At 45.0% G+C, this 9941-nt stretch carries 7 protein-coding genes and 4 tRNA genes; 1 reads left to right on the plus strand and 10 read right to left on the minus strand.

The features are described 5' to 3' along the window. The first annotated feature begins 100 nt into the window (after positions 1–100). Positions 101–364 carry a DUF6482 family protein gene (locus AB4623_RS20915; protein ID WP_333918956.1) on the plus strand — a complete coding sequence of 88 codons (264 nt, stop codon included), beginning with the start codon at positions 101–103 and terminating at the stop codon, positions 362–364. Positions 365–440: 76 nt separating this feature from the next. On the opposite strand, the gene AB4623_RS20920 is transcribed toward AB4623_RS20915, so the two are convergent. The 10 genes from AB4623_RS20920 to AB4623_RS20965 form a co-directional block, all read right to left on the minus strand. After that, positions 441–1682 carry an NADH:ubiquinone reductase (Na(+)-transporting) subunit B gene (locus tag AB4623_RS20920; protein ID WP_123302147.1) on the minus strand — a complete coding sequence of 414 codons (1242 nt, stop codon included), beginning with the start codon at positions 1680–1682 and terminating at the stop codon, positions 441–443. Positions 1683–1882: 200 nt separating this feature from the next. Continuing rightward, positions 1883–2845, minus strand: coding sequence for an SPOR domain-containing protein (locus AB4623_RS20925; RefSeq protein WP_372147328.1), 963 nt, complete (start codon positions 2843–2845; stop codon positions 1883–1885). A gap of 187 nt (positions 2846–3032) precedes the next feature. Further along, positions 3033–3971 (minus strand): ABC transporter permease, encoded by a 939-nt coding sequence (locus AB4623_RS20930; RefSeq protein WP_017060135.1) that lies wholly within the window; start codon positions 3969–3971, stop codon positions 3033–3035. A gap of 2 nt (positions 3972–3973) precedes the next feature. Further along, positions 3974–4951, minus strand: coding sequence for an ABC transporter permease (locus AB4623_RS20935; protein ID WP_008218600.1), 978 nt, complete (start codon positions 4949–4951; stop codon positions 3974–3976). A gap of 178 nt (positions 4952–5129) precedes the next feature. Beyond that, the gene (locus AB4623_RS20940) at positions 5130–6683 is read right to left on the minus strand and encodes an ABC transporter substrate-binding protein (RefSeq protein ID WP_372147329.1); all 1554 of its coding nucleotides are present in this window, start codon (positions 6681–6683) and stop codon (positions 5130–5132) included. Positions 6684–6777: 94 nt separating this feature from the next. Next, entirely contained in the window at positions 6778–8505 is a 1728-nt protein-coding gene (locus AB4623_RS20945) for an ABC transporter ATP-binding protein (RefSeq protein ID WP_017060132.1), read from the minus strand. A 952-nt stretch (positions 8506–9457) separates the two neighbouring features. Next, positions 9458–9534: transfer RNA gene (locus AB4623_RS20950), tRNA-Pro, on the minus strand. 55 nt (positions 9535–9589) lie between these two features. Next, positions 9590–9665: transfer RNA gene (locus tag AB4623_RS20955), tRNA-His, on the minus strand. 44 nt (positions 9666–9709) lie between these two features. Further along, positions 9710–9786 (minus strand) — tRNA-Pro (locus AB4623_RS20960). Positions 9787–9863: 77 nt separating this feature from the next. Beyond that, positions 9864–9939: transfer RNA gene (locus AB4623_RS20965), tRNA-His, on the minus strand. Positions 9940–9941: the final 2 nt, after the last annotated feature.

Raw genomic sequence — 9941 nt, forward strand, 5'->3', positions numbered from 1 at the left:
TTAACTGATCGGCATTAGCCCTTGGGACTGCTTTTTTTATGCCCGCTTTGAACCTTGGTTCTCGATTCGACGTAACACCAATATCCACCTAACTAGAAAAATGGAGTTTGTGATGAATCTACTAATTGAATCATTTGAAGGCGGGATTTACTTGGCTTACCAAATCGTTGGTGAGCAAAAGCAGTTAATTAAAGACGACCACCAGCACCCAATGAAATTTTTGAGTGTCAATCAAGCACGTGACCACTTTAGTGATCAGGGTGTGGCGTCGGCAACTCTAATTCATAACAGTGCTTATGACGAAATGTGTGGTGAACACTGTGGTAGCACACAACCGTTCGAGATTGATTTGAAGTGGAGTTAAATCAACTTCAAATCGATCGTGATAAAAATAGAAAGGCTTGCACTAATGCAAGCCTTTTTCTTTTGGGTCATATTTATTATCGTGCTGCGCGTTTTTGTCTGCGCTTGATGTTTTGCTCTTTTACAACAAAGTCAAACAATGGTGCGAACAGGTTAGCAAACAAGATAGCAAGCATGATCCCCTCTGGATAAGCAGGGTTGAGCACTCTGATACCGACCGTCATTACACCAATCAAAATCCCGTAAGCCCACTTACTCTGATTAGTAAACGCAGCGGAAACCGGATCCGTTGCCATAAAGAAAGTACCAAATGCCACACCACCCAACACAAAGTGCCAGTAGAACGGCATCGAGAACATCGAGTTAGTCTCTGAGCCAATCCAGTTCATCAAGCTCGACGTCACCACAAGACCGACAATCACCCCAGCTACAATGCGCCAAGAAGCTATCTTCATCACAATCAAAATCACACCGGTCAGCATAATCAGCAGTGAAGACACTTCGCCCATTGAGCCCGGAATATTACCGATGAAGGCATCCATCCAAGTGATCGCCTTACCTGTCATGTTGTTGATGAGTGACGAACTACCGCCTTCATACCATTGGCTCAGCGGTGTCGCACCTGAATAGCCGTCAGCGGCAACCCATACTAAGCCACCCGACATGTTGGCAGGATAAGCGAAGTAAAGGAATGCCCGACCTGCCAGCGCAGGATTAAGGAAGTTTCGCCCAGTACCACCGAACAACTCCTTGGCAACGACAATACCAAAGGTGATACCTAGAGCAGCCTGCCATAGCGGAATCGTTGGCGGGAGAATTAAGGCAAAGAGAACCGAGCTAACAAAGAAGCCTTCATTAACCTCGTGCTTTCGCACAACCGCAAACAACACCTCCCAAAAGCCACCAACCACAAATACCGTGGCATAAACGGGTAGGAAATAGAGAGCACCGAGAAACATCTGGCTTCCCCATCCACTGGAGACTATAGCGTCAGCACTACCAAACGCCCACGATAAGCGCCAACTGCTGTCAATGATAGAGGCTAGCTCGGCGCCAGAATAGGTAGCAGTCAAACCCATCACGGCTTGCTGACCTACGTTGTACATACCCCAGAACATTGCGGGAAAAGTTGCTAGCCACACCAGAATCATGATGCGTTTGAGGTCTATGCTGTCTCGAACATGGGTTATGCCGCGGTTTACGTTGCCGGGCGTGTAAAAGATGGTCGCAAAAGCCTCATACACTGGGTAAAGCTTTTCGTACTTACCACCCGCTTCGAAGCGCGGAGCCACGTCTTCTAATCGTTTTTTCAAACTCATAATCTCAATCACCTTATTGCTTGAGTTATGGTTTTCTACGCATCAACGGCTCTATTTGAACAACTTTTAACGATATTTAATCAAATTCGTTTTGAAGAAATAAACATCAACAACTTAGACCAACATTGAAAAAGAAAGATTTAAAAATAACAAAGCCCCAGCTTTAGCTGAGGCTTGTTTGGTATTACTGCATGTCGGAGTTATTTCACACACATCACATTGAGCAGTGAAGACCCTTTTAGTTGATTCACGTTACCGTTAGTAAACAGACCTTTCTTATCTGCGCCCCAGTAAGGTAGGTGCATTGGCCAGTTCTGTTTTTCCATGACTTTTGAACCCAAAATACTCTGCCACTGCTTTTCAGTCATCAGCTTCATGTTGACCTTATTGCAGACTAATTCAGCGCTACCGTAATCGAGGCGGCTCCAAGGCTTGCCTTGCTCCATATAGAACTGCTGCTGATGGTCTAGGAGGTAAGGAATAGCATATTGGTTGCCCGACACATTGGCTGTCACGCGAATTTCGATTTCTAGATCGTTGTCTGTACTCGCATTACCGCTTGGTAGCGTCTGAATAGCGGCAGCACTCGTTACCGCAGCCGCTTGCTTAACCGCCACAGGTTTCGGCGCAGGTTTAGCTTCTACTTTTACAGGAGCCTTAGGCTTTACAGCTTTTGGCTCTGCTGGTTTTGCCACAATAGGCTGTGATGAGGTTTTCGACTTATCGACCATACGAATAAAGGCTTCACCGTAACCAGAAACCTTACGCACCTGAGCTAGGTCTTTTCTCGCATCAGAGAAGGTAGAATAAGGTCCGATTAAGCAACGGTAGTCTCCGCCTTCCGGCTTCATCCAAACGTTGGTCGAGATCTTCTCATACAGAGGCTTTGCTCGGCTCAGTGACAAAGGCTTGTTCAGCAGGCCACATTGAACCCAAAACAGTTCGTTATCTGAATGACGTTTTGGTGCTTTACTGCCCCACACGCCCTTACCGATCGGACATGATTGCTCTAGCTGTGGTAATTGGTTGGTGCTTGCCTGAGTTGCATCACATAGAACCGACTCTGCATTCACTTGGCTCGATACCAAAAGAGATGCAGCGATAAGTCCCATACGATAATTTCTCGTCACAGCACGACATACAGCATTCATTGTCAATTTCATAACCACCACTTAAACCCTTGCGGGCTAATTATTACCGAATCTATGTCGATAAAACATGAATTCCATTTTAACTATTATTGACACTGTCAATAATACTAAGTTCCAGATCCATTAAGCAAAAAAAGAGCCGTAATTGCTTACGGCTCTTAATTTAGTGACTTTTTTTACTAAAAATCAAACCGGGCTATCACCCTTTATAAATTTTCGGGTTAAACACGTCACGTAACCAGTCGCCTAATAGGTTAATAACGAGAACCAATGTTACCAAAAGCACACCTGGGAATGCTGTGATCCACCATGCTCCTGAGAAAATGTAGTTAAAACCAGTACTGATCAGGGCACCGAGTGACGGTTGGTCTACCGGAAGACCTAAACCGAGGAAAGAAAGTGCCGCTTCTGACATGATGGCATTTGCCACCTGTACCGTAGAGATAACCAAAATCGGTGATAAACAGTTAGGCAGAATATGGCGGAACATGATGCGAGGCGCTCTAAAGCCCATCACACGTGCCGCTTCTACGTACTCTTTCTTCTTCTCTGCCAATACCGATGCACGAATCGTACGAGCATACTGCGGCCATTCAGCAATACCGATGATCACCACCAGCATAACAACCGCATATTGCGCGTAGAAGTCACTACCGAAACTCGCCTTAAAGATGGCCGAGACAATGATCGCAACCATCATGGTTGAGAACGAAAGCTGAACATCGGCAAAACGCATCAGGAAGCTATCAATACGACCACCGAAGTAACCTGCAGACAAGCCAATGATGATACCGAGAGTCAGCTGAAGACCTACCGCTAGGAAACCGATCGTCAATGACAGACGCGAGCCGTAAAGCATCGTAGATAAGATGTCACGACCCTGCTCATCAGTACCCAGTAGGAAGCGTTCTTCGCCGTCTTCCATCCAAGATGGTGGCAACTCAGAATCCATGATGTCGATAGACGTCACGTCATACGGGTCTGTTGGCGCTAGAATAGGTGCCGCTAATGCCATAACAAGGAAAGCTGCAAAGATAGCGAAGCTCACCATTGCCACTTTGTCACGTAAGAAGTAGTACAGAATGTCTGACTGCTTGAATCGCTCCCAACGAGATGGAGCTGTTGTTGTTTGTTCCATGATTATGCTCCTTTCCCTGTGATGTTCACTGTTGGGTTAATGATGCCGTATAGCAGGTCAACAATGGTGTTAGTTACTACGAAGATCAGGCCAACGAAGATAACGTATGCGGTAATCAGTGGTGTATCCACTCGGTTAATCGCTTCAAGGAATAGGAAGCCGGTACCCGGCCACTGGAATACAGTTTCAGTAAGAATGGTGTAAGCCACCATAGTACCGATTTGAACACCGCCTACCGTTAGTACTGGCAGCATTGTGTTTTTCAAAGCGTGTTGGTAGTAAATCTTGTTCAGCGCTAGGCCTTTTGCTTTACCAAACTTGATATATTCAGAGCTAAGAACCTCTAGCATTTCAGAGCGTACTAGACGAATGAACAGAGGCAGCATGATAGATGCTAGAGCAATACTCGGCAGCACTAAGTGTGCAAGGCCATCTATCGTTAAGAAACCAGACTCCCAGCCAAACCAGTTTGCGGTCTCACCACGTCCAAACGACGGCAGCCAACCTAACTCAATAGAGAATACATACATCAACATGATTGCGGTTAAGAAAACAGGCACAGAAATGCCGATACTACTGCCCGCCATCACCAGTTTAGTGAAGAAGCTTTTTGGGTGTATTGCAGAATAAACGCCAAGTGGAATCGACAGACAAACAATGATCAGAGAAGCGCCGAACACAAGCTCAAGCGTTGCGACTAGTTTATCTAAGATTACGTCCACAGCTGGGCGTTTAAAGAAATATGAAGTACCAAGATCACCTTGTAGAGCTGCGCCCACAAAGCGAGTGTATTTTGTAATGAAGGGATCATTTAAGCCGAGTTCATCACGCAGCGCTTGACGCTCCGATTCTGAAACAGATTGACCGACTAACTCACGCAACGGGTCGCCCAGGTTATCCTGAATGGCAAACGCCACCAAACTGATCACAAACATCACTATCAGTGCCTGAAACAGGCGCTTGACCAGAAACGTAACCATTCCTTGCCCCTTATCTATCCATGACTATCTAGTCGAAATCCACGACTAGATAACAAAATTCAGTCTTAAAAAAGGTATTTAGCCAGACTGAAGGAAGACCAAATACCGAAACTTAAATCTATATCTTAATAATTTGAGAGCCTGAAAAGCTTCAGGCTCTCGATTCTAGCAAGCTAGATTATTTTACAACTAGGTCGCCGAAGTAAGGCATAACCATTGGGTTTACTACGTCTGCTGCACCAACGTTAGACTTCGCGCCCCACGCTTCACTTTGCCAGTGTAGCGGTACGAATGCTGCGTCGTTGTAAAGTGTTGCTTCAACGCCTTTCAGCATTTCAGCACGCTTAACTGAGTCAGTTTCAGTGTTAGAAGCTTCTACGATCGCATCCATTTCTGGGTTTGAGTAGCCAGAACAGTTGTATTGACCACGGCCAGTCTCTTCGTTACGAGTCATAGTTAGGAACTCGTTGAAGTTAGCTGAATCTTCTGTATCTGAGTGCCAGCCGATCATCATCATGTCTGCTGAACATAGGTCAAACTCAGGCCAGTACTGTGCTTTAGGCATAGTTTTAAGATCAACTTTGATACCAATCTTAGACAGCATTGCCGCAGACGCTTGCGCTACTTTCGCATCGTTCACGTAACGGTTGTTTGGAGCCATCATAGTTAGCGTAAAGCCATCTTCGTAGCCCGCTTCTTTCATCAGCTCTTTCGCTTTTTTCAGATCGTAACGAGGAACTAGGTCTTCGTTGTGACCCGCGTAGCCTGTTGGGCTTTGCTGACCAGCTGCTGTTGCGAAGCCTTTCATGATCTTCTTAACGATACCTTCGTTGTTGATTGCGTGAACAATCGCCTGACGAACGCGAACATCTTTAAGTGCTTCGTTGCTGTTTTGGTTCATTTGGAACGTGATGATACGAGTACCAGGTAGCGTCACTAGATCGATGTTCTTAGCGTTTTTAACACGCTTGTGATCGTTTGGTGCTACTGGGTGAATCATATCAACGTCGCCAGAAAGAAGTGCTGCAACACGTGTCGCGTCTTCTTTGATTGGCACAAGTGTTAGCTTGTCTACGTTGCCTTCAGTTTCTGTGTCCCAGTAATCGTTGAAACGCTCGAACGTTACTTTAACGCCTTGCTCACGCTGCGTTACGATAAATGGACCAGTACCTGAAACGTTAGTCGAAGCAAACGAGTTACCGTGCTTAACTAGCTCAGACTTGTCTTTACCTTCCGCTGTTTGGCCAGAGTAGAACTTGCTGTCCATTGGGAAGATGTAAGTTGCTGTTTGTAGTACTAGTGGGTAAGCCGCTTTTGATACTAGCTCAACTGTGTAGTCATCCACTTTTACCATTTTTTCGTATGGCGTGAAGATAGACTTAAAGTCTGGAGAAGCTTGTAGACGTTCAAAAGTCCACACAACATCATCAGCAGTCAGTTCGTTACCAGAGTGGAATTTCACACCTTTACGTAGGTTGAAGCGGAAAGTCGTTTCATCAACACGCTCCCAGCTAGATGCTAGGCGGCCTTCAAAATCCATCTCTTGAGTGAAACGTACTAGAGGGTCAAACACCATGTGAGACATTTGCAGTGTGCCACCAGACAGCTGCTCGTGCGGGTCAAGTGATACTGGGTCAGCTGCGTAGCCAACGGTAATATCTGCTGCTGCTGCACTAAAGCTTAGGCCAGCTGCCATTAAAGCTACTGCTAATTTGCTTTTCATGGTTTTCATTGCATAACTCCTTCATGCGGGAATCCAGATCCCTAGTTGTTGTATTTGCGTCTGTTTATTGTTGTTAGCAAGCTAAACTCCAGCCTGCTGATTTTTATACCGCGGCTTGTGCCACTGCTTTTTCTTCTCTTAAGCCTGTAAATTCAGGCATTAAAGAAATCAGTTGTTTGCTGTATTCATGCTGAGGTGATTGGAACAGCTGCTCCGTTGGCGCAACCTCCAATAATGTCCCCATCTGCATCACACCAACACGGTCACACATTTGGCGAATAACCGGTAGATCGTGACTGATGAACAGCATGGTTAGGTTTAGCTCGTCTTGTAAGTCTTTTAGTAGGTTAAGAATCTGAGCCTGTACCGACACGTCCAGTGCCGATGTTGGTTCATCACAAATCAAAAGACGTGGGCGAGTCGCCAAAGCGCGAGCGATAGAAATACGCTGACGTTGACCACCTGAGAATTCGTGTGGGTACTTCACCCCAGCCATTTTGCCTAAACCCACGTGCTCTAGCAGGTCGTTCACGATCTGACGAGTTTCATTTTCGTTGCGAGTAAGCTTATGGAATCGGATAGGTTCAGCAATGATGTCGAATATCTTCATTCGAGGGTTCATTGATGTGTAAGGGTTTTGGAAAACCATCTGCATTTGACGACGCATAGGGCGACGTTCTTTTTCAGATTTCAGACCAGTAAGATCAACGCCTTCAAACGTTACCTTGCCTGAGTTTGGTGCGTACAAGCCAGCAATCACACGAGCAATCGTTGATTTACCTGAACCTGATTCACCTACTAAACCAAACGTCTCACCTTCATGCACTTCAAAGCTCACGTTGTTTGATGCTTGAACGTACTCACGACGGCTCTCAAAGAAAGAATCTTTGGTAGTAAAGCGTAAGTTTACGTTCTCAACGTTCAACAGAGGGCCAGTGTAATCACGGTGATCTTGGCTTTGACCTAACCAGTGGTTCTTCACATCCAATGGTTCCATCTCTTGTGCTTCTTCGATGTAGCTAACAAGAGGGAAACGATCGAGTTTGCGATCCGAACGAGGAACCGCAGAGATAAGACTGTGTGTATATGGGTGCTCAGGAGTACCCAGAACTTTCGCTGTTGGGCCAAACTCAACTAAGTCACCACGATACATAACGGCTACGCGGTCGGTAACGTTAGATACCACGCCCATGTCGTGCGTGACCAACATGCAACCTACGTTCTTCTTAATACATAGGTCGCGAATCAAACCCAAGATCTGGTCTTGGATAGAAACATCCAGTGCTGTTGTTGGTTCATCTGCGATGATTAGGTCAGGTTCACCTGCCAATGCGATCGCGATAACCACACGCTGACGCATACCGCCAGAGAATTGGTGAGGGTACTGCTTTAAACGGTTTTCTGGTTGTGGGATACCCACTTGGTTCATCAAGTCTAATGAGCGCTGGTAGGCTTCTTGATCCGAAACCTTCATGTTGGCATGAATCGTCTCTTTTAACTGCTGTTCTACTGTGAATAGAGGGTTAAGAGAAGTCATTGGGTCTTGGAAGATAAAACCAATCTTTGAGCCGCGAACAGAACGCATCTGTTCAGGAGATAAACCAGAGACTTTTTCGCCATCCAGAAATACCTCGCCGCTAGCAATGCGGCCAGGAGGGCTCAGCAAATCGATCACAGCATTACCTACTGTTGATTTACCTGCACCAGACTCGCCTACAACACCAACAATCTCACCACGTTCAATGTTGAACGAAAGTGATTTAACTGCGGCGTGAACTCCATGACGAGATGGGTATTCGATACGAAGATTTTTTACTTCTAAAAGTGACATTACCAGACCTCTACTGCTTTGGCAGCTTTCTGCCCTGTCTGCAAAATTGAATCCATTCTTACCAGAATATTGTTCTGATATTTTATACGGTTGACAATTTGGCAAATAATTCACAGAAAAGCAACAAAAATAGGATAAAAAGTCGACATTAAACGCTTAGCAAGCAAAAGTGCCACATAACTATTCACCAAAAGAGCATATAGTAAGAAAAATCAACATTATATTATCGGCAAGAAATACTCACAAACTCCTTACCACTACTTACTTGTAGAGTTAAAGCCGTGCTTCAAAGCAGATCTCACTACCAGTCACTAAAAACAAATAATTATTCCAAAAAACAATTAACACTATAGAAACAAACGCTAATTTTGTTAATTTGAACAAATAAAACAACCAGATAAACGTTAATTAGCCATACATTTAACCATCTGTATTATTTTGGTAAATACAAAACAGACAAACGAAAGGCCTAATAAATCAGAGGAGTTTTTGAACGACCAAATGCGTACAAAGCTGTCAAATTCAGGCCTTAGTGAGCAAATTTAGGGTCAGGTTTCACTTTTCATAAAAGTCTTTAGACCAAACCCATTAATATGTCGAATTATTGAGCACTCCATTTATATAAAATTAGATATAGAACTGTACATTTGATAAAGAAAGCAACTCTGTAGCAGCACCATTATCAAGCAGATCGTTAGGAATCTTTCTTATATAAGAAGGGGGGAGACAGAGGCGACACCAGACAAGGTGCCGAAGCAGGTAAGATCTCAACATTCAAAATCGATAAAAACTAAAACGACAGATGTAAAAAAGCCCCAATCTTTCGACTGAGGCTTCTTAAGTGATCGGTGAAGAGGCATTCTTTGAACATCAGGTGAACCCCCACTCTGTTCAAGTTATCTAAATTTCAGATGTAAAAAAGCCCTAGTCTTTCGACTAGGGCTTCTTAAGGTGGTCGGTGAAGAGGGATTCGAACCCCCGACCCTCTGGTCCCAAACCAGATGCGCTACCAAGCTGCGCTATTCACCGAGACGTTTCGTTTGATTTCTCAAACTGGGAACTTCAAAGAAGCTACCAAAATTAATGGGGTGGCTAACGAGATTCGAACTCGCGACCACCGGAATCACAATCCAGGGCTCTACCAACTGAGCTATAGCCACCACTAATTTTTTATATAACCGCTTAAAAGCGATTATTGAAATAGTGGTCGGTGAAGAGGGATTCGAACCCCCGACCCTCTGGTCCCAAACCAGATGCGCTACCAAGCTGCGCTATTCACCGACTAGTTTTGTATCGACTCTTGGGAATAATGAATCAACACTGGAAGCCGAAGCTACCGATATTTTGTAAAGAAAGAATGGGGTGGCTAACGAGATTCGAACTCGCGACCACCGGAATCACAATCCAGGGCTCTACCAACTGAGCTATAGCCACCA

This window comes from Vibrio sp. 10N.222.52.C12, from assembly GCF_041474215.1.
Classification (GTDB): domain Bacteria; phylum Pseudomonadota; class Gammaproteobacteria; order Enterobacterales; family Vibrionaceae; genus Vibrio; species Vibrio crassostreae_C.

What these genes read in the sequence shown, in the direction of transcription:
- AB4623_RS20935 (WP_008218600.1), bottom strand. Translation starts at nt 4,951, where the DNA reads ATGGTTACGTTTCTGGTCAAGCGCCTGTTTCAGGCACTGATAGTGATG.
- AB4623_RS20920 (WP_123302147.1), bottom strand. Translation starts at nt 1,682, where the DNA reads ATGAGTTTGAAAAAACGATTAGAAGACGTGGCTCCGCGCTTCGAAGCG.
- AB4623_RS20930 (WP_017060135.1), bottom strand. Translation starts at nt 3,971, where the DNA reads ATGGAACAAACAACAACAGCTCCATCTCGTTGGGAGCGATTCAAGCAG.
- AB4623_RS20915 (WP_333918956.1), top strand. Translation starts at nt 101, where the DNA reads ATGGAGTTTGTGATGAATCTACTAATTGAATCATTTGAAGGCGGGATT.
- AB4623_RS20925 (WP_372147328.1), bottom strand. Translation starts at nt 2,845, where the DNA reads ATGAAATTGACAATGAATGCTGTATGTCGTGCTGTGACGAGAAATTAT.
- AB4623_RS20945 (WP_017060132.1), bottom strand. Translation starts at nt 8,505, where the DNA reads ATGTCACTTTTAGAAGTAAAAAATCTTCGTATCGAATACCCATCTCGT.
- AB4623_RS20940 (WP_372147329.1), bottom strand. Translation starts at nt 6,683, where the DNA reads ATGAAAACCATGAAAAGCAAATTAGCAGTAGCTTTAATGGCAGCTGGC.